The sequence below is a fragment of the Sphingomonas sp. SORGH_AS_0879 genome (genome assembly GCF_030819175.1).
In the GTDB taxonomy this organism is placed as follows: Bacteria; Pseudomonadota; Alphaproteobacteria; order Sphingomonadales; family Sphingomonadaceae; genus Sphingomonas.
The window spans coordinates 3,993,171-4,015,631 of the sequence record NZ_JAUTBJ010000002.1 but is presented as its reverse complement, the minus strand read 5'-3'; the positions used below and the strand labels follow the sequence as shown (position 1 = coordinate 4,015,631).

General features: G+C 67.2%; 16 protein-coding genes and 1 tRNA gene. 10 read left to right on the top strand and 7 right to left on the bottom strand.

Going from position 1 to position 22,461, the window contains the following annotated elements; translation table 11 throughout:
* The first annotated feature begins 182 nt into the window (after positions 1–182).
* The 4 genes from QE379_RS18730 to QE379_RS18715 all read left to right on the top strand — a co-directional run bounded on the left by QE379_RS18730 (position 183) and on the right by QE379_RS18715 (position 4,887).
* Positions 183–995: a ferredoxin--NADP reductase gene (locus QE379_RS18730; RefSeq protein WP_307002810.1), complete on the top strand. Its 813-nt coding sequence runs from the start codon at positions 183–185 to the stop codon at positions 993–995.
* 290 nt (positions 996–1,285) lie between these two features.
* Positions 1,286–2,296 (top strand): TonB-dependent receptor, encoded by a 1,011-nt coding sequence (locus tag QE379_RS18725; RefSeq protein ID WP_307002809.1) that lies wholly within the window; start codon positions 1,286–1,288, stop codon positions 2,294–2,296.
* Positions 2,250–4,175 carry a TonB-dependent receptor gene (locus tag QE379_RS18720; RefSeq protein ID WP_307002807.1) on the top strand — a complete coding sequence of 642 codons (1,926 nt, stop codon included), beginning with the start codon at positions 2,250–2,252 and terminating at the stop codon, positions 4,173–4,175. Before QE379_RS18725 ends, QE379_RS18720 begins: the two co-directional genes overlap by 47 nt.
* A 214-nt stretch (positions 4,176–4,389) precedes the next feature.
* On the top strand, positions 4,390–4,887 hold the full coding sequence (locus QE379_RS18715; protein WP_307002805.1) for a hypothetical protein: 498 nt from the start codon (positions 4,390–4,392) through the stop codon (positions 4,885–4,887).
* A gap of 6 nt (positions 4,888–4,893) precedes the next feature.
* Here QE379_RS18715 and gloA read toward each other — a convergent pair whose 3' ends face one another.
* From gloA to QE379_RS18690, 5 genes are all read right to left on the bottom strand, one after another.
* Positions 4,894–5,409: a lactoylglutathione lyase gene (gene gloA, locus QE379_RS18710; protein WP_307002803.1), complete on the bottom strand. Its 516-nt coding sequence runs from the start codon at positions 5,407–5,409 to the stop codon at positions 4,894–4,896.
* A 73-nt stretch (positions 5,410–5,482) separates the two neighbouring features.
* Positions 5,483–5,908 carry an organic hydroperoxide resistance protein gene (locus QE379_RS18705; RefSeq protein ID WP_307002802.1) on the bottom strand — a complete coding sequence of 142 codons (426 nt, stop codon included), beginning with the start codon at positions 5,906–5,908 and terminating at the stop codon, positions 5,483–5,485.
* Positions 5,909–5,993: 85 nt separating this feature from the next.
* Positions 5,994–7,385: an efflux transporter outer membrane subunit gene (locus QE379_RS18700; RefSeq protein WP_307002800.1), complete on the bottom strand. Its 1,392-nt coding sequence runs from the start codon at positions 7,383–7,385 to the stop codon at positions 5,994–5,996.
* Positions 7,382–8,554 (bottom strand): HlyD family secretion protein, encoded by a 1,173-nt coding sequence (locus QE379_RS18695; RefSeq protein ID WP_307002798.1) that lies wholly within the window; start codon positions 8,552–8,554, stop codon positions 7,382–7,384. Before QE379_RS18695 ends, QE379_RS18700 begins: the two co-directional genes overlap by 4 nt.
* Positions 8,555–8,557: 3 nt before the next feature.
* Positions 8,558–10,204: an MFS transporter gene (locus tag QE379_RS18690; RefSeq protein ID WP_307002796.1), complete on the bottom strand. Its 1,647-nt coding sequence runs from the start codon at positions 10,202–10,204 to the stop codon at positions 8,558–8,560.
* A 165-nt stretch (positions 10,205–10,369) separates the two neighbouring features.
* Between QE379_RS18690 and QE379_RS18685 the strand changes: the two genes are divergently transcribed.
* Positions 10,370–11,830, top strand: a complete 1,461-nt coding sequence (locus QE379_RS18685; RefSeq protein WP_307002794.1) for a sensor histidine kinase — start codon at positions 10,370–10,372, stop codon at positions 11,828–11,830.
* Between the two features lie 37 nt (positions 11,831–11,867).
* On the opposite strand, the gene QE379_RS18680 is transcribed toward QE379_RS18685, so the two are convergent.
* Positions 11,868–14,393: a PAS domain-containing sensor histidine kinase gene (locus QE379_RS18680; RefSeq protein WP_307002792.1), complete on the bottom strand. Its 2,526-nt coding sequence runs from the start codon at positions 14,391–14,393 to the stop codon at positions 11,868–11,870.
* 274 nt (positions 14,394–14,667) lie between these two features.
* Here QE379_RS18680 and acs point away from each other — a divergent pair, with 274 nt between their 5' ends.
* Positions 14,668–16,620 carry an acetate--CoA ligase gene (gene acs, locus QE379_RS18675; RefSeq protein ID WP_307002790.1) on the top strand — a complete coding sequence of 651 codons (1,953 nt, stop codon included), beginning with the start codon at positions 14,668–14,670 and terminating at the stop codon, positions 16,618–16,620.
* Between the two features lie 145 nt (positions 16,621–16,765).
* Here the strand turns inward: acs and QE379_RS18670 are convergent, their stop codons facing one another.
* Entirely contained in the window at positions 16,766–17,635 is an 870-nt protein-coding gene (locus QE379_RS18670) for a peptidylprolyl isomerase (RefSeq protein WP_307002788.1), read from the bottom strand.
* A gap of 96 nt (positions 17,636–17,731) precedes the next feature.
* Here QE379_RS18670 and QE379_RS18665 point away from each other — a divergent pair.
* From QE379_RS18665 to QE379_RS18650, 4 genes are all read left to right on the top strand, one after another.
* Positions 17,732–17,822: transfer RNA gene (locus QE379_RS18665), tRNA-Ser, on the top strand.
* A gap of 426 nt (positions 17,823–18,248) precedes the next feature.
* Positions 18,249–19,553 carry an IS701 family transposase gene (locus QE379_RS18660; RefSeq protein ID WP_307000416.1) on the top strand — a complete coding sequence of 435 codons (1,305 nt, stop codon included), beginning with the start codon at positions 18,249–18,251 and terminating at the stop codon, positions 19,551–19,553.
* 457 nt (positions 19,554–20,010) lie between these two features.
* Complete coding sequence (locus QE379_RS18655; RefSeq protein ID WP_307002786.1) at positions 20,011–20,817, top strand: glycoside hydrolase; 807 nt, start codon at positions 20,011–20,013, stop codon at positions 20,815–20,817.
* The gene (locus QE379_RS18650; protein ID WP_307002785.1) at positions 20,817–22,394 is read left to right on the top strand and encodes a glycoside hydrolase family 27 protein; all 1,578 of its coding nucleotides are present in this window, start codon (positions 20,817–20,819) and stop codon (positions 22,392–22,394) included. The genes QE379_RS18655 and QE379_RS18650 overlap by 1 nt, the downstream gene beginning before the upstream one ends.
* Positions 22,395–22,461: the final 67 nt, after the last annotated feature.

The following is a 22,461-nucleotide window of genomic DNA, read 5'->3' as shown; positions in this document are numbered from 1 at the left end:
GGTTCGCCGCGCGGTCCGTCGGCGGCCCTTTCCTGAACAATGGCTGCTATTATGGGGCATGGCGGACCTTTGTAGGCAGCCTGCGCTATTCTTGGTAAGGGCCACCCGATTCATTCGCCCATGACGTATCCGCCCGCCCCGACGAACCATCGACGGGCGCGGGGCGCAAAGGAGTTTTGAGGTTGTCGACCGATACTGCCCTGCCCGAACTGACCCCGACCACCGCGCTGAGCGTCGAGACGGTTCAGAGCGTCCATCACTGGAACGAGCATCTCTTCTCCTTCTCGGTCTCGCGCCCCGACAGCTTCCGCTTCCGGTCGGGCGAGTTCGTGATGATCGGCCTCCAGGGCGACAACGGCAAGCCGCTGCTCCGCGCCTATTCGGTGGCGAGCCCGTCCTATGACGAGAAGCTCGATTTCCTGTCGATCAAGGTCCAGGACGGCCCGCTGACCAGCAAGCTGCAAAAGGTGCAGCCGGGTGACCAGATCTATCTCGGCCGCAAGCCCACCGGTACGCTGGTCGCCGACGCGCTGCTGCCCGGCAAGCGGCTGTTCATGCTGTCGACCGGCACGGGCCTGGCGCCCTTCCTGTCGGTCGCGCGCGATCCCGATATCTACGACATGTTCGATGAGGTCATCATCGTTCACTCGGTCCGCCGGGTCAGCGATCTCGCTTTCCATGACGAGCTGGCGGGCAAGCTGGCCGACGATCCCCTGGTCGGTGACGTCGCGGCGGAGAAATTCCACTATGTCCCGACCGTCACGCGCGAACCCTTCCACACCTCGGGCCGGATCGACGCGCTGATCGACGATGGCCGGTTGTTCGCGGGGCTGCCCAGCGCGCATGGCTTCAACCCGGAAACCGACCGGATCATGATGTGCGGCAGCATGGAGATGATCAAGTCGCTGGGCGCCAGGTTCGAGGAAATGGGCTTTCCCGAGGGCTCGAACGCGCAGCCGGGTGCCTATGTGATCGAGAAGGCGTTCGCGGGTTAAGCGCCGCCCTTACCACCAGCACGTCCCCGGCAGAGGCCGGGCCCAGTTGCGAGGTGGTGAGGTGGCATAGCGACAAGGCGGGGGAGGCAGAAGCGAGCGCGTCGCGATGGCCTCCCCCGCCTCATATCCGCATACCGTGAACTGCACCGATCCTGGGCCCCGGCCTTCGCCGGGGTCGTGGAGAATCTATCCTTCTGCACGCCCGCGACAAATGTCGTCCCGCACGGCACATTTGTGCGACATTTGCGTCCTAACGCCCGAAACCCGAAGAGTGGGAAGAGGGACGATCGATGCGGCTATGGGCGGGTTTGATGCTGGCGAGTGCGATGCCGGCGATCGCGCAGGCGCAGGTGGCGACCACGTCCCCCGCTGTCCCGCAAACGCCCGCCGGCACCGATGGGGCGGCTGCGGCTCCGGCGACCACCGCCGCCCCGCCGCAGCAGACGCCCGCCGCCCCCTCCACCGCCGCTCCCACCCATTCCGACCCCGACGCGGAGGATGACGGCGCGGAGGAAGGCGATGTCGTCGTCACCGCCCGGCGCGAACCGGGGCGCGTGCCAGGCGACATCCCGCCCGACCAGCAACTGAACCCCGCCGATATTCGCAGTTACGGCGTGTCGAGCGTCGCCGACCTGCTGACCGAATTGGCGCCACAGACGACCAGCGGGCGCGGCGGATCGCCGGTGATCCTGCTCAACGGTCGCCGGATCGCGGGCTTCCAGGAAATCCGCGACCTGCCGACCGAGGCGATCCTGCGCGTCGACATCCTGCCTGAGGAAGTCGCGCTGAAATACGGCTATCGCGCCGATCAGAAGGTGGTCAATTTCGTCCTGCGCCCGCGCTTCCGCTCGCTGGCGGTCGAGGCGATCGGCAGGGTGCCGACGCAAGGGGGCTCGGCGATGGGGCAGCTTCGGCTCGACCAGTTGCAAATCCGGCGCGACACGCGGCTGAGCATCCACACCGACTATTCCGAAACCTCGCGCCTGACCGAGGCGGAGCGGGGGATCGTCGCGCCCTCGTCCAACGCGTCGCTTGGCGGCAATATCGTCACCGCCGATCCGGGTCTCGCGGCGCTGACCGGCACGAGCCCCAGCGTGGTCGGGCTTCCGACCGGCCTGACCGCCGCGCCCCGGCCTCGCCCAGCTTGCGGGCAGCCCGGCTACCAGCACCGACGTCACCCCCTATCGCACGCTGCAATCGGCGCAGCGGCAATGGGACGCCAATATCGTCTATGCGCGCAACATCTTCGACAAGGTGTCGGCCTCGTTCAATGCCGAGGTGCAGACGACGCAGAGCAATAGCTGGAACGGCCTGCCCTCGGCCAATCTGGTGGTCCCCGCGGGCAATCCCTATTCGCCCTTTGCGACCAGCGCGACGGTCGCGCGGCTGAGCGATGCCTATGGCCCGCTCGTCCAGAACAACACCGGGCTGACCGCGCATCTGGGCACCGCGTTCAATGGCGATATCGGCAAGTGGCGCTGGTCGCTGACCGGGGCCTATGACCGGGCCGAGAGCCGGGTGGCGACCGATACCGGGCTGGACGTGACCGATTTGCAGGCCCGGCTGACTGCGGGCGATCCGACCGCCAATCCCTATGGTCCGCTGAGCGGGCTGGGGCTGGCCGCGCGCAATTTCGCGCGGTCGACCTCATCATCGGGCGAGGTGGACGCGCTGCTCAACGGTCGCGTCTTCGCGTTGCCGGCGGGCGATGTGCAGGCCAGCGTCAAGCTGGGCGGGCAGACGACCGATTTCTCCAGCCGCTCGACCCGGTTCGGGCTGGTCCAGACCGGCGACGTGTCGCGCGATATCGTCAACGGCCAGGTCAATCTGGACCTGCCCATCGCCAATCGCGACCGCCAGGTGCTGGGCGCGATCGGCAATCTGTCGTTGAACCTCAATGTCGGCGCGGACCATCTGTCGGACTTCGGCACGCTGACGACGGTGGGTTACGGTGCGAACTGGAATCCGCTGGAGGGGGTGCGTTTCATCGCGTCCTGGACCGATCAGGAGGATGCTCCCACCGCGCAGCAACTGGGCAATCCGACGATCACCACGCCCAATGTCCGCCTGTTCGACTATGTCAGCGGCACGACCGCGACGATCACGGCGGTGACGGGCGGCAATCCGGCGCTGGTCGCGGACAACCGCCATGTCATGAAGCTGGGCCTGACCCTGAAGCCGTGGCGCGAGCGGGACATCAACCTGACCGCCAATTATTACCGCATCGACACCGACGATCCGATCGCCTCCTTCCCGACGCCGACCGTGGCGATCGAGGCGGCCTTCCCGGACCGCTTCTCGCGCGACGCCTCGGGCAATCTGCTGCGTGTCGATTCCCGCCCGATCAACTTCGCCCGGACCGAGCGGTCGCAACTGCGCTGGGGCGTCAATTTCTCACGCCCCATCAAGTCGAAGATCCAGAAGGAACTGGAAGCCTTCCGCGCCGGCACCGGCCCCAATCCCTTTGCCGGGATGAGCTTCCCCGGCGGACGGGGCCCGCGTGGCGAAGGGCCGGGGGGCGAGGGGCCGCGTGGCGAAGGCCCGGGCGCGCCCGGCGGCGCACCCGGGACGGCCAATGCGGCACCGGGTGGCCCCGGAGGACCGGGTGGTCCAGGGCCACAGGGCGGGCCGGGCGGCCCCGGCGGCGGGGGTTTCCGGGGCGGCGGCTTTGGCGGCGGTCGTGGCGGCGGCGGGGGGCGGATGCAGTTCGCGCTCTACCACACATGGACCTTCGCCGACCGGGTGACCGTGGCGGATGGCGGCCCCGTGCTCGACCTGCTGCGTGGCGATGCGATCGGGTCGAGCGGTGGCACCTCGCGCCATCAGGTCGAGGCGCAGGCGGGCTATTCGAACAATGGCATCGGCGTGCGCTTCTCGGGCAATTGGCAGAGCGCGACGCGGGTCAATGGCGGCACCCCCGCCAATCCACAGGCGCTGGATTTCAGCAGTCTGGCGACGGTCGATTTCCGCCTGTTCGCCGATCTGGGGCAGCGGCTGGACCTGGTCCGCGCGCATCCCTGGGTCCGGGGCACGCGGATCAGCCTGTCGGTCGACAATCTGTTCAACCAGCGCCAGCGGGTGACCGACGGCGCAAGCACGGTTCCGATCGGTTATCAGCCCGGTTATCTCGATCCGCTGGGCCGCACCATTCGCCTGTCGATCCGCAAACTCTTCTTCTGATCCCCGCCGATCTTCTGCCGCGAATAATAGTCCATTTTGGGATCGTTTCCGGATCGGAAGATTAAGTTTTTGGTTAACCTACTCTAATTTTGCCGTCATCAGGTTAATTGGTGAATTGCGGCGACGCAGCGGAACCGGAATAGCGGTCCGTATGTCGTAGAGCCGCACGATCTCGGACGATGGGGTGCGGAAAATGGGTCGGAGAGTGGAGGTCATGGATGACCACTACGATGCAGGGGTGGACGCCGAACCGGCGGGGATCGATGACCGGCTTCGTCGGATACGCGACGAACTGGCCCTGGTCGAATCGCTGGTGCGCAGCGAGAACGAGGCGCGGATAGCCCCGGCGGATATCGGACGGGTGGTCCGCTCCGCGCGCGAGGGGATCGGCCGATTTTTCGATGCCAGCCTGTTCGCCGACCCGGCATTCGACATGCTGCTGTTCGTCTTCCTGGAGGAAGAGGCGGGGCGACCGGTGGAAACCAGCGCCTGTTATCGCGCATCGGGCGTACCACGCACCACGGCGGTCCGCTGGATCAACATGCTGGTGTCGCTGGGCATGTTCGAAAGCGCGCCGCACCCGACCGACCGGCGCCTGGCACTGCTCAGCCTGAGCGAGCAGACGCGCGAGGGTGTGCGGCAATGGCTGACCTCGCTGCGTCCGCTGATCGAGCGGATGACGCTGCGCGACCAGCCGCGCGCAGCGCTGTGATCCGGGTCAGCCGGCGGTGCTGATGCTGTCCGCCATGCCACCCGCCGACAGGATCTCGATCCAATAGCCGTCGGGATCGGTGATGAAGGCGATGTCCTTCATCTTGCCGTCCTGGGGGCGTTTCTTGAAGGGCACGCCCAGCGCCTCGAACCGCGCACAGGCTTCCGCCACGTTGGCGACGCTGATCCCGATATGGCCGAAGCCGCGCGGCTCGCTATTGCCGTCATGATAGCCCTTGAAGTCCGCGTCCGACTCGGTGCCCCAATTGTGGGTCAGCTCCAGCGTGGTCTCGCGATTGAAGATGAAGCGGGCGCGCTCGGCGGGGTCTTCGGGGATCGCCTCTCCCTCGGCGAGATAGGCGAGGAAGTAGAGCGAGAAGCGCATCTCCGCGAAGTCCAGCTTCTGGAGCAACGTCATGCCGAGCACGTCCCGATAGAAGGCGAGCGAGGGCTCGGGATCGCGGATGCGCAGCATCGTCTGATTGAGTGCGAAGCTTTCGGTGCCGGTGGGGCGGGTCATCATCGGGTCCTTCGGAACGGCAAAGCCCTCCGCCGGTGTGCCGGGCGGAGGGCTCTGGATAGGGAATGGCGGAGGCTCAGGCGAGCGTCAGGCCGACATCCACATTGTTGCGGGTGGCGTTGGAATAGGGGCAGACCTGATGCGCGGCATGCATCAGCTTCTCGCCATCCGCGCGATCGACGCCGGGCAGGTTGACGAGCAGGTCGACGGTGATGCCATAGCCGCCTTCCTCACGCGGGCCGAAGCCGACCTCGGCGGTGACGGTCGCGTCCTGCGGCACCTTCACCCCTTCCTTGCCCGACACGGCCTTCATCGCGCCCAGGAAACAGGCGGAGTAACCGGCGGCGAACAGCTTTTCCGGGTTGGCGCCGTCGCCGCCCGGTCCGCCCATTTCCTTCGGCACGACCAGCTTGACGTCGACCGAGCCGTCTTCGGACCGCGCCGCGCCGTCACGGCCGCCCGTCGCGGTGGCCCTGGTCTTGTAGATCACATTCACGCCCATATCGAATCTCCCATTGCCGGTTCGGTCCAGAATCGGTTCGTTGGCGTCAGCGCGTCAAGGCCCTGGGCGTTCCATGACGGACCGATTACCGCTGCGTCGCGCGGATCGCATCGGGGGACCAGCCACCGCCCATCGCCTGGTACAGAGTGATATAGGCGGTCAGCCGATTGGCCTGCGCCTCCGCCAGCGCCAGTTCGGCGTTCAAGAGCCCACGCTGTGCATCGAGCTGTTCGAGATAGGAGGAATAGCCCGCGCGGTAGCGGTTGGAGGCGATCCGCAGGGCGTCCGCCTGTGCCGCGCGCTGCCCGGCGAGCGCCACCGCCTGCTCGCCCGAGCGCCGGACCGAGGCCAGGCTGTCGTCCACCTCGCGAAAGGCGGTCAGGGCGGTGCGGCGATAGGCATAGGCGGCCTGATCGCGACGGGCCACGCCGGCATCGGCCTGGGCCCGCAGCCGTCCGGCGTCGAAGATGGGCGCGAGCACGCTGCCCCCGATCGAGAAGATGGTGATCGGGTCGGCCAGCGCGCTGGACAGCACCACGCCCGCCGAGCCGGTCAGCCCCAGGCTGGGCAGCATCGCCGCGCGTGCGCTGTCGAGCGAGCGATCGGCAGCGACCAGCGCCTGTTCCGCCTGGAACAGATCGGGTCGGCGGCGCAGCAGGTCGGCGGGCAGGCCGTCCGGAATGGCGGGACGGACCAGCCGGTCGATGGGTAGCCCGCGCGGGATCGGGCCGGGCACGCCGCCGATCAAGACGCTGAGCGCATTTTCCTGCCGCGTCACCGCCAGCCGGGCAGCGGCGACCAGTTGCTCGGTCGCGCGATATTCGCCCTCCGCCTGCCGCAATTCCAGGTTCGAGGTATAGCCCGTCGTCGCCCGCCGCCGCGCGATGCGCAGCGCGTCGGCGCGCGCGGCCAGCGTCTCCTCGGCGATGTGCAGCCGGTGGTCGAGTGCGCGCAAGGTGACATAGCCGCTCGCCACCCCGGCGGCGAGGGCGAGGCGGACGGTGTCGCGCGCGGCCTCGGTCGCCAGCAATTGCGCGCGCGCGGCGGCGCGGGCGTTGCGCAACCGACCGAACAGGTCGAAGTCGTAGCTGGCCTGCACGACCGGCTGCGACCCGAACTGGTCGAGCCCGGCGCCGAAGGCGGTGACCGTGCGCCCCTCGGTCAGCGGCAGGCCCGCCGTGATGTTGGGCGAAAGCTGCGCACGGGCGAGGCGTTCCTGGGCGCGTGCTTCCTCCACCCGTGCGGCGGCGCTCCCCAGATCGGGGCTGTCCGCCAGCGCGCGCGAGACCAGCGCGGTCAATTGCGGGTCGCCGAAGGCCTGCCACCAGTCGGCGGCGATCGGGCTGCCCTGGCCCAGCGAGGTGCGCCAGGCGGGTGGCGGCACCACGGAGGTATCGGCGGGGCGTTCCGGGCGCGGGCCGATGCATCCCGCCAGTAACAGCGCGGCGGTGAAGGGAAGGGCGATGCCGCGCCTCATCGCACGCTCGGTCCGCCCGAGGTGTCGACGCTGGCCTGCACCGACATGCCGGGGCGCAGGCGCTGACTGAGCGGCTGGCCCGGATCGACGCGGATGCGCACCGCGATACGCTGCGGCACCTTGGTGAAGTTGCCGGTGGCGTTGTCGGACTTGAGCACCGCGAACTCGGACCCGGCGGCAGGGGAGATCCGCTCGACATGGCCCTTCAGCCGGGCATTGTTCAGCCCGTCGACGGTGAAGCTGGCGGGCTGTCCCACCGCCATGCGCGCGGTCTGGGCTTCCTTGAAATTGGCGATGACCCAGGTTTCGGGCGGCACCAGGAACATCAACTGCGATCCCGCCGTCACATATTGGCCCAGCCGCACGCCGACTTCGGACAGGCGACCATCCTCGGGCGCGCGGATGACGGTGTTGGCGAGGTCGATCTGTGCCAGCCGCCGCGCGGCCTCGGCTCCCGAGACGCCCGCCTGTTGGCCACCGCGCCCGACCTGAACCGTGCGGATGTCCTGCCGGGCGATCTCGCGCGCGGCCTGGGCCTGGCGGAGCGCGGCCTGGGCCTGGCGCAGCGTGGCCAGCGTCTGGTCGCGTTCGCGCAAGCTTACCGATCCGTCGGTGACCAGGTCGTCGACCCGCGCCATGTCGGCCCGCGCGCGCATCAACTGCGCCTCGGCATTGGCGACGGCGGCGTCCTGCGCGGCGAGGCTGGCGGTGCGCGAGGCGGCGGCCTGTCGGCTGTTCGCCAGCGTTGCCGCCTGCGCCTCGACCTGGGCGGTCGCCTGATCGACGCGCTGGCGATAGATGCGGTCGTCGATGCGGACGAGGGGCTGTCCGGCGCGCACCGTCTCGAAATCCTTGACCAGCACGGCGGTGACATAGCCGCTGACCTGCGGTGCGATCACGGTGGTCCGCCCGCGCACATAGGCATTGTCGGTCGACTGGCGATCGGTCGCGAAGGGCGGCAGCCGCCACGCCGCCAGCACCGCCGCGACCCCGCCGATGACCAGCAAGGCGATCAGCGCGCGCGATCGCCACCCGCCCGAGGGCGGCCGCCAGCGCGAGGCCGGGGCGGGCGGGGGAACCGGTGCGGGGGCGGGCGGCGGTACGCCCGCCTCGGCGGCGGCTTCCTCGGTCATCGGGGTGGGGGAGACGGGCGATCGGGGGTCGGTCATGGCTTATGCCTTGGCAACGGCGCGCGCGCGCCGGGCGCGCCGCCAGGTCAGCAGCGCGAGGAACAGGGTGACGGCGGCGGCCAGCGCGGCGACCAGCCGGAAGACATCGTTATAGGCGCGGATATTCGCCTCGCGCGTGGCGGCCTGGGACAAAAGGGCAGCCCCCTCGGCACGGGCTAGCGCGGGATCGCCCACCACGCCCGAGACGCGCGCGCCGCCCGCCTGGATACGTTGCGTCACCTGCGGGTCGGTGGGGTCGATATTCTGGACGATGGCGGCGCTATGCGCCTTTTCGCGGATCACCTGATAGGTGCCGAGCAGGGCGGTGCCACCCAGCCCGCCGACCGAGTTCAGCACACCGAATAATGCGATGAAGCTGATGACATGCCCCGCCCCCTGTTGCAGCGCGCGGGTCATCCCGAACAGCAGCGACGGACCGAGGAAGAAGGTGGTCGAAAAGGCGATCAGCGCCTGGGTCGCGTACAGCTCGGGCGCGCGGGTCAGGTTGGTCGAGAAGCTGTCGGCATAGGCGGCGATGGCGACCAGCCCGATCGCGAACATGACGGGATGGCTCAACCGGTTCACATCCAGCGTCACCGCGCTCAGGACGACACCCGCGACCGAGGCGATAAAGGCGATGGCGAACAGCGTGCGGAACTGATCGTTGTTCTGGCCCAGCGCGGTGAGCAGGCCGACCGCGCCGAAATTCTGTTCCGACAACACGATGCGCGCCATGACCGTGACGATGGCGAAGCGGACGATGTCCATCGACCCCAGCCAGCGCGTGTTGAGTAGCGGATTGGCGCGGTGATGCTCGATCCACAAAGCGGCGGCGAGCAGCGGGATGGCGATGGCCAGCGACCAGCCGATCCAGGCGGCCTGCGTCCACCATACCAGCCGCCCCTGGCCCAGCACCGCGCAGAACAGCCCGATCGCGGGCGCGTAGAGCGCGAAGGTCAGGAAATCGAGCGGCTCGAACGCCTTGACCCGCTGCGTCGGGGGCAGGCGAAGCGCGATGATCGCGGCCAGGCTGACCGCCGCCAGCCCGAACTCGAACAGGTACAGCGTCCGCCACTGCGACATGGCGAGCAGCTCGGGCGAGAAGAGGCGGGCGAGCGGTATCGCGCATTGCGGCACGCCGATGCCCAGCACGATCGCCTTCAGCCGCCATTTCGCCGGCAGAGCCTGCATCATGTAATAGAGGCCCAGCGACGACAGCGCCGCCGCCGCCATGCCGCTCGCCGCGCGCACCGCGATGGCGGTGGAGAAATCGCGCACGAACAGATGCGCGAAGGTCAGGATGGTATAGAGCCCAGCGAACAGCAGTGCGAAGGGCCTGAGGCCGAATTGCTGGCGGAACTTGATCAGTAGGAGGTTGATCGAGGCGTTCGTCATCACATAGACGATGGGCAGCCAGGCGATCTCGGTCGGGTCCAGCCCCAGGGCACCCTGCAACTGCACCGTATTGACCTGGACCAGCGCATTGCCCAGCCCGCCGGTGATCCCGATCAGCACCGCGATCGCGCCATAGGCGACGCGCCGTCGATAGGGATGCTCGAAATTGCCGGGCGATCCGGGAATGGTCGGCTTTTCATGGGGAGCGAAGGCCCATTCCTCCTCGCTCCAGAACTGCCGAAACCGCGATGCCATCCCCCGTCCTCTCTTGGCGCACGCCCCAAACGCGCAAGCGACCGTTTCGGGTGCGTGACGCCGAGGCCGACGCTAAGCGCTTTTGTTGCGATACAGCCGACATATCCCGGTTACGGAACTGGCCGTTCCTGCTATTTTCCGCTGTCGTGTCGAATAACCGCCCTTATGCGCGAAGGTGAGGAAGAGGTGCCGATGGGCAAGCGCGATCCCCGAATGCCGATCAGCCATGATCTGCTCCAGGCGACGATGGATGCCTCCACCGACATGATCCAGGTGTTCGAGGCGATCCGGGACGATGCCGGGCGGATCGTCGATTTCCGCTGGGTGCTCAACAACCACCGATCGGAAAGCCTGTATGGCGAGGTCCGCGGCCAGAGCCTGCTCGAACGCAATCCCGGTGTGGTGGTGGAGGGGATTTTCGACAGTTTTTGCCGGGTGACCGAAACCGGCATCGCCGAGCAGAAGGAGCATCATTACGTCCATGAGCAGTTCGACGGCTGGTTCTATCAGACGGTCGTGAAGCTGGGCGACGGCGTGGCGACGACCACCCGCGATATCACCGAGTGGAAGACGTCGCAGGCCGAGGTCATCCGGCTTCGCGAGGAGATGGTGCGGATCAAGCTGGCCGATAGCGAGAGCCAGTTGGCGGCGATCTTCGCGACCGCGCCGGTCGGCCTGTCGGTCGTCGCGCCCGATGGCCGCTTCCTGCGGGTGAATGACGAACTGTGCCGGATCTTCGGCCGCCCGCGCGACGAGGTGCTGGCCTCGGGGGTCGCGGACCTGACCCATGCCGATGATCTGGCCCCCAGCCTGGACGCCCTGGCCCGCGCCGCCGAGACGGGGACGCCCAGCACGCTGGACAAGCGCTATCGTCGTCCCGACGGGGAACTGGTGTGGGCGAACAGCACCATCTCGCTGCTGCCCGATATGCCTGGGCAGGCGAAGCGATTCCTGGTGGTTACCTCCGACCTGACCGAACGGCGCAAGGCCGATGCGCTCCAGCGCGTGCTGATCGCCGAATTACAGCATCGCACCAGCAATCTGATGGGCGTGGTCCGCTCGATCGCGAACGACAGCGTGCGCGCCAACAGCGATCTGGCGGGCTTCCATGCCCAGTTCAACGACCGGCTGGAGGCGCTGTCGCGGGTGCAGAGCCTGCTGTCGCGGCTGAGCGAGCATGACCGGGTGTCGTTCGACGACCTGATCCATGGCGAGCTGGCGGCGATGGGGGGTGACGCGGAGCGCGTTACGCTGCACGGGCCGGTCGGGGTCCGTCTTCGCTCCTCGACCGTGCATACGCTGGCCATCGCGCTGCATGAACTGGCGACCAACGCGGTCAAATATGGCGCGCTGGGTCAGCCGGGGGGGCGTCTGTCGATCCGCTGGACATTGGAGCCGGACGGACTGGGCGACAAGCCTTGGCTGCACATCGACTGGCGGGAAACCGGGGTCGACATGCTCGCGTCGAATCCGGACGGTCACGGTGGCGGGCAGGGGCGCGAGTTGATCGAACAGGCGCTCCCCTATCAACTCGGCGCGCGCACCACCTACGAACTGGGGCCGGAAGGCGTGCATTGCACCATCGCGATGCCGGTTTCGACCAGCATGGGGTCAAGCGCGATCTGATCGCCCGATACCGTGACCTTCCCTTACCTGCCAGTCGTCAGTCGTCCAGCATAGCCCGGATACGCGCCGCCAGATCGGCGAAGTCGAACGGCTTGGTGATCAGCGCCACGCCCGCGTCCAGTCGCCCGCCATGGACGATCACGTCGCGGGCATAGCCGGTGGTGAACAGCACCTTCAGCTCGGGATGGAGCGACCGCGCGGCGGAAGCCAGGTCGGCCCCGGTCATGCCGCCCGGCAACACCACGTCGGAAAAGAGCAGCGCGATCCGCGTCGCCTCGGGCGCGTCCAGCAGGGCGAGCGCGGAGGCGCCGTCCTCCGCCTCCAGCACCTCGTAGCCCAGCTCGCGCAGTGCCTCGGTCGAATAGGCGCGGACATCGGCATCGTCCTCGACCACCAGGATCGTCTCCGACCCGCGCATCGGGCGGGTGGTAGCGGGTGCTTCGACCTTCGGTGCCGCCTCGCCATGGTGGCGCGGCAGGAACAGCGTGACGCGGGTGCCCTGGCCGGGGTGGGACTCGATATTCACCTGCCCGCCCGATTGCTTGGCGAAGCCATAGACCATCGACAGGCCCAGCCCGGTGCCCTTGCCGACCTCCTTGGTGGTGAAGAACGGTTCGAACACCCGGCCCAGCGTCGCGCGGTCCATGCCGATGCCGGTGTCGCTGACCTCGATCGCGACATAATCGCCCGGATCGGTGGGATAGGGGACCGGACCCGCCGCCATCGTCGTCAGCCCGTCCAGCGTCGCGTTGCGCATCGCGATCGACAGGGTGCCGCCATGCGGCATGGCGTCGCGCGCATTGACCGCCAGGTTCAGGATCGCGCTTTCCAACTGGTTGGGATCGGCCTCGACCGGCCAGAGATCGGGCGCGGCCTCGATCGCCAGCGACACCTGCTCGCCCAGCGTCCGGGTCAACAGGTCCGACAATCCGTCGACCAGCCGGATCGCATCCACCGATTGCGGCGCCAAAGGCTGCCGCCGTGAAAAGGCGAGCAGCCGCTGGGTCAGCGTCGCGGCCCGCTTCGCGCCCGTCATCGCATGCGTGGCGGCGCGCCGGGCGCGGGGATGCTCGTCGATCGGCAGGAAGCGGTCCAGCATCTCCAGATTGCCGACCACGACCTGGAGCAGATTGTTGAAGTCGTGCGCGATGCCGCCGGTCAGCTGGCCTACCGCCTCCATCTTCTGGCTCTGGCGGAGCTGCGCCTCCATATCGGCGAGCCGCTCCTGCTGGGCAAGGCGTTCCGATACGTCGGTGGCGAACTGATAGGCGCCGAGCGGCGTGCCCTCGGTCGAGACCAGCGGGCTGAACCGCAACTCATAATGCCGCCGATGGCCGTCCAGATCCTCCAGCGCCTGGATGACCGAGAAGTCCTCGCCCGCCAGCACCCGCGTCCAGTAATCGCGCATCACCGACAGGATCTCGGGGCGACGCGCCATCGCCTCGCTCTTGTGCTGACCGATCTGGGGGCGGATGCCGAAGATGCGCTCGAAATCGTCGACGGCGGCGCGGTTGATCGCCAGATAGCGGTGATCGAAGCCCAGCACCTGGACCATCGTGCCGGTCGAATCCATAATGTCGGCGAACAGCTTGCGCTCGGCCAGCGCCTCGACCACGCGGCGTTCCAGCACGGCGTTGACGTCGCGCAGCGTTTCCTCGGCCCGGCGGCGTTCGTCGATGTCGAACACCGATCCGACCATGCCCAGATAGGTGCCGTCCTCGTCGGTGCGCGGGATCGCCGTCACCATCGACCAGCGATAGGTGCCGTCATGATGCAGCAGGCGGAATTCCAGGCTGAACGACACCCGGTTTCCGGTCGCGTGGCGGAACGCCGCCTCTACGGCGGATCGGTCGTCGGGAAAGATCGCCTTCAACCACTGGAAGTCGAGGCCCTGCTCCATCGGCAGTCCGGTCTGCACGCTCCAGGCCCGGTTGATATAGACGCAGTGGCCGTCCGCGCGCGTCACCCACATGATGATGGGCACATGGTCGGCGACGTTGCGGAACCGTGCCTCGCTTTCCCGCGCGGCGGCAATGGCGATCTCCCGCTCCTGCCGGTCGCGCATCCGTGCGCTGCTGTCGATCACCGTCGCCAATATGCCCGAAGGCTGCCCGGTCTCGTCCGCGATTGGCGTATAGTCCAGGTCCAGCCAATGCTGTTCCGCCACGCCGCGATGCGCCAGCAGCATGGCCTGATCGCGATAGGCCAGCGGTTCTCCCCCCAGCACGGTCGCGACCACCTGTGCATTGAACACCGCCGCCTCGGGCCAGCTATCGACCAGCCGTGTGCCCAGGATCGCGGGGTGCCGGTCGCCTGAGAAGGCCGCATAGGCCGCATTGTAGATCAGGATGCCCTCCGGCCCCCAGATCGTCGCCATCGGGATGGAGGAGGACAGCGCGATGCCGATCGCGGTCAACCGGCTCTGCGGCCAGCCGGCGATCGGCCCCAATGGCGTCGCGCCCCAGTCATGCCCCGCGATCAACCGCCCCATCTCGCCGTTGCGCGCCAAGATGGCGGCAAACCCGGCGGGGATGTCGGCTGGGTCGTGGGTAGTCGCGATCATGCTCGGTCCGTCCCCCCTCGAAACCCGGCGCAAGTGATAGTGTAGCGTTGCTTTCGTCCGAGGAACAGAGGTGCGCCCCCGTATCTTGCTCTGGGTAGGTGAAATTATTCCAAATCCGTTCCTTTTGTTTGTTGCGGCCATCGTTACGCTTGCGATGTCTACCCATGCGGCGACTCGATCCGGCTGGTCGCCCGCACGCATCACTTTGTCACGGACCCGATAGGCATTTGCCATGTTGGACTGCTAAAGCTCGGCGAAAATAGGAGAGACAGGCATGAGCGGACATCTTCACCCTGTACCGGACTGGGCCGACAGCGCGTCCATGACCGCCGACGGCTATGCCCAGGCCTATGACGCGGCGCGCACCGATCCGGACGGCTATTGGCGCGAACAGGCGCAGCGGCTGGACTGGATCACGCCCTTCACCCGCGTGAAGGACACCAGCTTCGCCGAGGCGGATTTCCGCATCGAGTGGTTCGCCGACGGACAGCTCAACGTCGCGGCCAACTGCATCGACCGGCATCTGGAAACCCGCGCCGATCAGGTCGCGATCCTGTGGGAAGGCGACACGCCGGGCACCGAGCGGCGGATCACCTATCGCGAGCTTCACGAACAGGTCTCGCGCCTCGGCAACGCGCTGAAGGCACTGGGCGTCGCGCGGGGCGACCGCGTCACCCTCTATCTGCCGATGATCCCGGAAGCCGCCTTCGCGATGCTCGCCTGTGCGCGGATCGGGGCGATCCATTCGATCGTGTTCGGCGGCTTCTCGCCCGAAAGCCTCGCCAATCGCATCATCGATTGCGATTCGCGGATCGTCATTACTGCGGACGGCGGTTGTCGCGGGGGCAAGGCGGTGCCGCTCAAGGCCAATGTCGATGCCGCGCTGGAGCATCATGGCGTGACGGTCGATCATGTCGTCGTCGTCCAGCATAGCGGCGTCGATGTGACGATGAAGGACGGTCGCGACCGCTGGTACGGCGATCTGGTCGACGCCGCCTCCACCGACTGCCCGCCCGAGGCGATGGGGGCGGAGGACCCGCTGTTCATCCTCTATACCAGCGGTTCGACCGGCAAGCCCAAGGGCGTGCTGCACACCAGCGGCGGCTATCTGCTCTGGGCCTCCTATACCCACCAGCATGTGTTCGATTATCGCGAGGGCGAGGTCTTCTGGTGCGCCGCCGATGTCGGCTGGGTCACGGGGCACAGCTATGTCGTCTATGGCGCGCTCGCCAACGGCGCGACGACGCTGATGTACGAGGGCGTGCCCAATTATCCCGACCACAGCCGCTTCTGGCAGATCGTCGACAAGTATAAGGTCGCGACCTTCTACGCCGCGCCGACCGCGCTGCGCGCGCTGATGCGCGAGGGCGACGAATGGGTGAAGAAGACCGACCGCTCCAGCTTGCGCGTCCTGGGATCGGTGGGCGAGCCGATCAATCCGGAGGCATGGGAGTGGTTCTACCGCGTCGTCGGCGACAGCCGCTGCCCGATCGTCGATACCTGGTGGCAGACCGAAACCGGCGGCCATATGATCGCCCCCATCCCCGGCGCGGTGGCGCTCAAGCCCGGTTCGGCGACCAAGCCGTTGCCCGGCGTGCTGCCCCAGATCGTCGATGCCGAGGGCAAGGTGCTGGCCGGCGCGGTCGAAGGGAACCTCGTCATCGCCGATAGCTGGCCGGGGCAGATGCGTACGGTCTGGGGCGATCACGACCGCTTCTTCCAGACCTATTTCACCACCTATCCGGGAAAGTATTTCACCGGCGACGGGTGCCGTCGCGACGAGGACGGCTATTACTGGATCACGGGCCGGGTCGACGACGTCATCAACGTCTCGGGCCACCGCATGGGCACGGCCGAAGTCGAGTCGGCGCTGGTCGCCCATGTGAAGGTCGCCGAGGCGGCGGTGGTCGGCATGCCGCACGACGTGAAGGGGCAGGGCATCTACGCCTTCGTTACGCTGAATGCCGGCGTGGAGGAGGACGAAGCGCTGCGCGCCGAACTGGTCCAGTGGGTCCGTCGCGAGATCGGGCCGATCGCCACCCCCGACGCGCTGCAATTCGCGCCCGCGCTCCCCAAGACGCGTTCGGGCAAGATCATGCGCCGCATCCTGCGCAAGATCGCCGAGAACCAGGTCGACGCACTGGGGGATACCTCCACCCTGGCCGACCCGGCGGTGGTGGATCACCTGGTCGCCAACCGGATCGAGCCGGGGAAGAAGGCGGCGTGATTTGAGGACAGGGGCCGCTGGCTGGGCGGCCCCGCTTGTCCGTGACCTTCGACTTCGCTCAGGCTGAACGGAGCGAAGGAAGAAGGCCTCTCATACCCAACGTCCGTTCAGCCTGAGCGGCGTCGAAGGCCACGCCCCACCCCCATCAAGGCGCCTTGCGCACCGGCGGCAACGCCGCGCAAATGTCCACACCCCCCGCGGGCACGGTAAAGAAGTCGTTCCGCCGATTCTCCCGCCCCTTGATCCAGGCGGCGAAGCGCGGCGACGCCGTCTCGCGATACTGGAAATGCGGTCGCTCGGCGGCGGGCAGTTCGCTGGCCAGCCGCGCCGAGACGATCGGCAGACGCTGCGCCTCTTGCCTATAGAAGCCCAGATCGCCCGTTCCGCGCGGCAGGGTGGACAGCGCCTCCATCCCGTCGATCACCCGCCCGGCCACTGCGATATTGCGGTCCAGCCCGCGCGGCGAGTGGCCGATGATCGTGTAGAGTTCCGCCCCGGTCCCCGTGCTCGGCGCCAGGTCGCGCGCGACGCCGACCATGCCATAGCAATGCGGAATCCATTCCGACGATGCATCCCCCGCCAGTGGCCAGCCGTCGCGGCTATAGCCCGCCCAGGCGGCATAGGGATCGGGCCTGCTCAACCGCGCGACCGCACTGTTGCCCGCGCGGATATATTCGGCGGGCGGATTGGCGACGATGCCGGGGGGCAGCGGCTTCTTCTCGGTCGCGTCGCCCCATTGCGCGACGTAATTCTCCTGCACCCGGTAGACGCTGGTCCCCGCATCCCACCAATGCGCCCGCGCCAGGGCCCGGATATTGGCGACATGCACCGGTGCCTGCACGGCGGCGAGGCGCACCGTGACCGTCTTGCCGTTCGACAGGGTGAAGATCAGCACCTCGTCATCCGGCACCGCGATCCAGTCGCCGGGCAGGGGATCGCTCGCCTGCGCGACGGCAGGAGCGGGAGCGGGTGAAGCCTGCGCGAAAAGCGCGGCGAGCAGAAGCGCGATCGTCATGGTGGAACAGACTGCCCCAGCCCGATCCCCCACGCAATCGCTTGCGCGGGGCGCCGAAGCGCATTAGGGGCGCGTGCTCCAGGCATGAACTCATGCGGAGCGGTGGCCGAGTGGTCGAAGGCGCTCGCCTGGAAAGTGAGTATACGGCAAAACCGTATCGAGGGTTCGAATCCCTCCCGCTCCGCCAAAAACCATTGTTTTGCAGTGGTTTAGTGGCCATTATGGCACCCTGTCCGCCATAATGCCCGCTCTTGATCTCACGTAACGTTGGTTGCAACCGCAAGCCGATCAAGTTCGGATGTAGTGCAGCAGCGTAGTCGCCGAAATGATTGCATCCCGCTACCGTTGCCTGAAGGTTCAGCTTCGGAATAGCTGGCGAGACGACGATGCCAGTGGATAACTCAAATTCTTCCGTAATCGCCAATCCATGTCCAAGGATGACGATCGATTTGCTATCTGCACTCGCTGCTACGCCCACCATTCGGGCTTTGTATCGCAATCATCGCAGAACGGCTAAGCAAGAATGAACTAGCACTACTTTGGCAGAGTAGGGGAACTGGTGGAATCGTCGTTGATTCCGGTGGCATGAAGATGCTGACCGGGACGATGCGTGATGGTTGCGAGGGATAGCTGGCGGCAAGATCTGGAGACGTGGCTGGCGCCGTTTCTCGCCGAGCTGACGCACCCGGCGCAGCGGCGGATGTGTCCGACCTACATCGCCGGCCTGATCGGCCCGGGCGACCGCAAGAGCATCCAGCCGCTGGCGGCGCGAACGGAGGATGCCGGCTACGACCAGCTGCACCATTTCATCGCCAGCGGGACATGGGACGCAGCGCCGCTCGAGCGCCGGCTGCTGGCGGAGGCGGACCTGCTGGTCGGCGATGCGAAGGGCTTTCTCGTCATCGATGACACCGCGCTGCCGAAGAAGGGACGCGCCTCGGTCGGCGTGGCGCCGCAATATGCGTCGTCGCAGGGCAAGACCGCGAACTGCCAGTCGCTGGTGTCAGTGACGCTGGCATCGCGCGAGGTGCCGGTGATGGTGGGGCTGCGCCTGTTCCTGCCGGAGAACTGGACGAGCGATCCGGCACGTATGAAGCGTGCACGGGTGCCGGCCGGACGACAGGCCGCGATGAGCAAGCCCGAGATCGCCATCGCCGAGATCGACCGGGTGATGGCCGCGGGCGTTCGGTTCGGATGCGTGCTGGCCGATGCGGGATACGGCTCGGGAACGGCGTTCCGCCAGGCGCTGAGCGAGCGGGGATTGTCATGGGCGGTGGGCCTGTCATCCCGGCAGACCGTCTATGCACCCGATGTTGAACTGACCTTTCCGCAGGCTCAAGGCGGACGTCCGCGCAAATATCATATTCCTGACCGGGCGCCGGTATCGGTGGCCGACATGCTTGCCGACGAGCCGTGGCGCAAGGTCGCCTGGCGCCGCGGCACGAAGGGGCGGCTCACCTGCCTGTTCGCTGCCCGACGCGTCCGGATCGCCGAGGGCCATCGGCACCGCATGGCTGACAACCGTGTCCAGGCCATGCCCGGTGAGGAAGTCTGGCTGGTTGGCGAACGACGGTCGAGCGGCGAGCGCAAATACTACGTATCCAATCTCCCGCCCGATACGCCGCTGCGGCAGCTTGCCGCTGCCATCAAGGCGCGGTGGGTCTGCGAACAGGCCCACCAGCAGCTCAAGGAGGAACTGGGGCTCGACCATTTCGAAGGGCGATCATGGCCGGGGTTGCATCGACATGCCTTGATGACGATGCTCGCCTACGCCTTCCTGCAATCCCGCCGCCTCAAAGCTGCGGGACGGAAAAAAAAGAGTCGGAGGACCGCCCCCGCAACCAACCCTGCCTGCCATCCGGCAGGCGATCCTCGACTGGCTGGCACGACCACCGTCAATGCACTGCCCGCACTGTAATAAGCAGCTGATAACCGCCGACAAACCTACTCTGCCAAAGTAGTGCTAGCCCCGGCGCGGATGAAGGAAACGCCGGGGCTAGCATTCGCTCACGCTGGCACAGCGCGCGGCGAACCTTCGGTGGTGGCAGTCACTGGGATGCGCCGGTGCGGAAATTGGCCTGGGCGCTGTCGACGGCTGGCATCCCGCCGGAGGATTTCGTGGCAGCGGAGCCTTGGCGGGCTTACTCCTTCGCCTGATCGCGGGCGGGATGATGAGGGCACAGGTTTCAGACTGGACAAGCCGTTCGGCATAGCCCAATCTTCGTATACGAAATACAAAGGTTGGACTTATGGCTGCTGGATGTGGGCGGACCCGAAGAGAAGGTGATGAAGGTCCGCGAACCAGGGGGCACGTCCGCATCCCATCGCTCACCTTCGGCCTGCTGTTCGCTTTGGGAACCAGCGCCTGCGCGCCCATGAGGCCGCCGCCCGCCGCGCTGAAACTCGCTCCATTCTATACCCGGTATCTCGACGCCGGGGGGATTCCGGTCACTGCGTCCAGCCAGGTCTCTCCGGCGGCCATGCGGCGGGCGCGCAAGATTGCCGTCCAGATGCTGGCGCATCGCCCGGACATCCTGCTCGCGCTGAGAAAGAGCGGTGCGCGGATCGCGATCATGGCGGAGACGGAGGGGACGACCGATCTTCCCGAACAGGCCGACTGGAAGAAGCCGGAACGCGACGACCCGGTCCTGACCTTTTGTGAACGCAAACATTATGACGAACGAATCGGGCGGCTGAGCGACCGCGACTATTGGAATGGTCGTGCACGCGGCATGGGCGGGTTGCTGACCAGCGGCGCGGAGGAGAATCTGCTCGGGCGGCCGGGCACCCGGTATTTCGGCGAGAACATCTTCGTCCATGAATTTTCGCACGAGATCATGACCGGGATCGAGGTCGCGGACCCCGACCTCTTCGCGCGGATCAAGGCGCGCTATGCCGAGGCGAAGGCCAGGGGCCTTTGGAAGGGCGAATATGGCGAAACCACCGCCGAGGAATATTGGGCGGAGGGCACGCAATTTTGGTTCAACTCCAACAAGCTGGCGGTGGTCGACGGACAGCGCATCCTGTCGGATCAGGATCTGCGTGCCTATGATCCGGCGCTCTATGCGCTGCTGGCCGAGGTCTATGGCGATCGGCATCATCTCGATGCCGATGTCTTCTACGATCACCCGGCGCGCGTGCCGTCCGGGCCTCTGCCCCGCTCCACTGCGGAGGTCTGCTGATGCGCGCCGGACGGACGCCGGGCCGGGCGGTCACTCCCGCGCGTCTGCGCCGCTGGATGGCCCTATGGCTGGTCACGATGCTGGCGCCGCTCGCCTGGCCGGGGCTTGTCGCGGCGGAGGTTCGGCCGGCGGGGACCTGGGTCTTCGACGATGTGGCCGACTATCCGGGCATCACGATGATGCGGGTCGAGCCGAAGGGGCGCGGCATGGTCGGGCGGCTGACCAGCCGCTGGTATGGCGACGTGGAGATGCGTGGCATCGTGCTGCGCGGGGCCACGCTGCACTTCGATACCCGTAACATCAACGATCGCGATCGTCCGACGCGCCACTGGACCGCGACCTTCGACGGCAGGCGGAGTGTCCTGCTGAAGGGCGGTATCTGGCATGGCGATATCGCCCAGCACGGTCGGCGCGGCACCCCGCAGGAGGTGCGCCGCCTTGCCTTTCGGCCCGCCGCCCCGCTGCCGCCGCTGGGGACGCTCGCCCCCGATGGCCTGGCCGCGACGCCGCCCATGGGGTGGTCGAGCTGGAACAGGTTCGCCGACAGGATCGATGACGCCACCATCCGGGCGATGGCCGACGCGCTGGTGACCAGCGGTCTGCGCGATGCGGGCTATGTCTATGTCAATATCGACGATGGCTGGCAGGGGACACGCGGCCCGGACGGGGCGCTGCGGGCCAATGATCGCTTTCCGGACATGAAGGCGCTGGCCGATTATGTTCACGCCAGGGGGCTGAAACTCGGCATCTACAGCGCGCCGGGGCCGCGCACCTGTGCAGGCTATGAGGGCAGTTACGGCCATGTCGCGCAGGACGCCCGGACCTTCGCGGCCTGGGGCGTGGATTATCTGAAGTACGACCTGTGTTCGGGCGAATGGTTCTACGACACGGCCGAGCGCGTGAAGCAGGCCTATCACGCAATGGGCCAGGCATTGCGTGCGACCGGGCGGCCCATCCTGTTCTCGCTGTGCGAATATGGACGGTTCGACGTCGCCGACTGGGGCCGGTCGGTCGGCGGGCATGTGTGGCGCACGACCGGCGACATCACCGACGATTACAAGACAATGGCGGAGATCGGCTTCGAGCGGAATCCCCGCTTTCCCCATCACGGCCCCGGCGGCTGGAACGATCCCGACATGCTGGAGGTCGGCAATGGCGGGATGACGCGCGACGAATATCGCACCCATATGGCGCTATGGGCGATGCAGGCGGCGCCGCTGATCATGGGCCACGACCTGCGCCGGATGACCGACGATACCCGTCGCCTGCTGGCCATGCGCGCGGTGATCGCCATCGACCAGGACCGGCTGGGCGAGCAGGGCCACCGCATCCGTCGCGCCGAGGGGATCGAGCTATGGCGCAAGCGGCTGTCCGACGGGTCGGTGGCCGTCGCGATCTTCAACCGCACCACTCTGGCGCAACGCGCGCGGCTGTTCCCCGAGGATAGCGGACTGGCCGGTGCGGTCCGGGTGCGCGACCTGTTCGAGGATCGCGTACTAGCGGAGGGCGAGGTGGCGCCGACCGTCGCGCCGCACGGCGTCGTCCTGCTGCGGATCGAGCCGGTCGAGGGGCGATGAGTCCCGTTACCTCACCCCGATAAGCCATTGTTCCGTCGGACCGGGAGGTCCATGCCGGGCGGTTTTC

What these genes read in the sequence shown, in the direction of transcription:
- QE379_RS18725 (WP_307002809.1), top strand. Translation starts at nt 1,286, where the DNA reads ATGCGGCTATGGGCGGGTTTGATGCTGGCGAGTGCGATGCCGGCGATC.
- QE379_RS18715 (WP_307002805.1), top strand. Translation starts at nt 4,390, where the DNA reads ATGGATGACCACTACGATGCAGGGGTGGACGCCGAACCGGCGGGGATC.
- gloA (WP_307002803.1), bottom strand. Translation starts at nt 5,409, where the DNA reads ATGATGACCCGCCCCACCGGCACCGAAAGCTTCGCACTCAATCAGACG.
- QE379_RS18705 (WP_307002802.1), bottom strand. Translation starts at nt 5,908, where the DNA reads ATGGGCGTGAATGTGATCTACAAGACCAGGGCCACCGCGACGGGCGGC.
- QE379_RS18700 (WP_307002800.1), bottom strand. Translation starts at nt 7,385, where the DNA reads ATGAGGCGCGGCATCGCCCTTCCCTTCACCGCCGCGCTGTTACTGGCG.
- QE379_RS18695 (WP_307002798.1), bottom strand. Translation starts at nt 8,554, where the DNA reads ATGACCGACCCCCGATCGCCCGTCTCCCCCACCCCGATGACCGAGGAA.
- QE379_RS18690 (WP_307002796.1), bottom strand. Translation starts at nt 10,204, where the DNA reads ATGGCATCGCGGTTTCGGCAGTTCTGGAGCGAGGAGGAATGGGCCTTC.
- QE379_RS18685 (WP_307002794.1), top strand. Translation starts at nt 10,370, where the DNA reads ATGCGCGAAGGTGAGGAAGAGGTGCCGATGGGCAAGCGCGATCCCCGA.
- QE379_RS18680 (WP_307002792.1), bottom strand. Translation starts at nt 14,393, where the DNA reads ATGATCGCGACTACCCACGACCCAGCCGACATCCCCGCCGGGTTTGCC.
- acs (WP_307002790.1), top strand. Translation starts at nt 14,668, where the DNA reads ATGAGCGGACATCTTCACCCTGTACCGGACTGGGCCGACAGCGCGTCC.
- QE379_RS18670 (WP_307002788.1), bottom strand. Translation starts at nt 17,635, where the DNA reads ATGACGATCGCGCTTCTGCTCGCCGCGCTTTTCGCGCAGGCTTCACCC.
- QE379_RS18660 (WP_307000416.1), top strand. Translation starts at nt 18,249, where the DNA reads ATGGTTGCGAGGGATAGCTGGCGGCAAGATCTGGAGACGTGGCTGGCG.
- QE379_RS18655 (WP_307002786.1), top strand. Translation starts at nt 20,011, where the DNA reads ATGAGGCCGCCGCCCGCCGCGCTGAAACTCGCTCCATTCTATACCCGG.
- QE379_RS18650 (WP_307002785.1), top strand. Translation starts at nt 20,817, where the DNA reads ATGCGCGCCGGACGGACGCCGGGCCGGGCGGTCACTCCCGCGCGTCTG.